The organism is Bradyrhizobium sp., from assembly GCF_049581145.1.
GTDB lineage: Bacteria > Pseudomonadota > Alphaproteobacteria > Rhizobiales > Xanthobacteraceae > Bradyrhizobium.
The window spans coordinates 1-1,523 of record NZ_JBAURI010001299.1; the positions used below are offsets into that span (position 1 = coordinate 1).

A 1,523-nucleotide genomic window follows, 5' to 3' on the forward strand; every position below is an offset into this window, starting at 1 on the left:
GAGTTTCTTTTTGGCCGCGATGGACTTGAAGGGGCTGGCGCAGGGTGGAGCGATGGCGGTGATGCGGGTACCTTCGTTTTCGGAGTTGCGGGAGTTGAGAACGAAGACGGGGATGTTCTTCTGGACGGCCGGGAGGATGGTGGCGGGGTGTAGAACTTTTGCGCCGAAGTAGGCTAACTCGGCGGCTTCTTCGAAGGAGATGGTCTTGACGCGCAGGGCTTCGGGGACGATGCGCGGGTCGGTGGTCATGATGCCGTTGACGTCGGTCCAGATCTCGATGGCGCCGGCGTGGAGAGCGCCGCCGACGATGGCGGCGGTGTAGTCGCTGCCGCCGCGGCCGAGGGTTGTTGTAATTCCGTTGCAGGAGCCGATGAAACCGCCCATGACGGGGACGCGGTTGAGTTCGATGAGAGGGAGGACTTGCGCGGTGAGTGCGGCTTCGATCGCGGGTTCGTTAGGCGTGGCCTTGCCGTAGTGGTTGTCGGTGAGGATGACGGTGCGCGCATCGACGTGCGTGCTGGGGATGGTTTGCTGCGCGAAGGCCGCGGTGCAGAGGACCGACGAGAGGCGCTCGCCGAAGCTGACTACGTTGTCGGAGGTGCGCGGCGTTAGTTCGCCAACCGCGGAGATGCCGCGGAGGAGGTCGTCGAGGGTGTCGAAGTCGTGATGGATGTTTAGCTGGAGGGAGGTGAGACGGTCGGTTTCGGTGACGAGCTCGGCGGCGGTGTTGAGATGGCGGGTGCGCAGGGCGTCGGAAAGCTTGAGGGCTTCTTCGCGATCGTTGCGGCCTGCTGCCGCGGCGGCGGCGAGGAGGGTGTCGGTGACTTTCGACATCGCGGAGACGATGACGATGGGGTTGAGATTTTTGCGCAGGCGCGTGGCTACGATGGAGGCGGTGCGAAGGATTGCGGTGGCGTCTTCGACGGAGGTGCCACCGAACTTCATGACGACGATGTTCTGGCGCGGCGTGCTTGAGCTCATGCGGGCACCAGCGCGTCGGCAGACTGCTTGCCTGACTGGATGGGGGGGAAGGTACGGAAGTCGAACTTGCCCATGACGGCGAGGATTTCGGCGTTGAGGAGGGCGGCTCCGGCGGCTCCGCGAATGGTGTTGTGGGAGAGCAGGGTGAACTTCCAGTCGAAGAGGGAGCAGGGACGTAGGCGGCCGACGGTGGTGGCCATGCCGTTCCCGCGCATGAGGTCGAGGCGGGGCTGGGGGCGCGTGTCTTCGGGGGCGTACTCGACGGGATAGATGGGGGCGCTAGGGAGGTGCAGACCGTCGAGGCCCTGGCCGTGGAGGGGCTGGAAGTCGGTCCAGGCGGCGAGGATCTCTTCGTGGGTGGCGGGCTTGCGCAGCTTGATGCTGACGCACTCGGTGTGGCCGTCGACTACGGCTACGCGGTTGCAGTGCGCGGAGAGGGTGAGGGGCGCGGGCTGGAAGCCGGAGTTGGAGGCGGTGCCGAGGAGCTTGGCTACTTCTTCCTGGAGCTTTTCTTCTTCGTTCTTGATGTAGGGGATGATGTT

Annotated in this window: 2 protein-coding genes; both read right to left on the reverse strand. The window is 64.7% G+C overall.

The window, feature by feature from the left end:
- On the reverse strand, window positions 1–981 hold a 981-nt coding region (locus tag WCB02_RS41515), incomplete at its 3' end, for an aspartate kinase (RefSeq protein WP_423968709.1).
- Window positions 978–1,523 (reverse strand): Asd/ArgC dimerization domain-containing protein (locus tag WCB02_RS41520; RefSeq protein ID WP_423968712.1); only part of this gene is annotated, 546 nt, incomplete at its 5' end. The genes WCB02_RS41515 and WCB02_RS41520, both read right to left, overlap by 4 nt.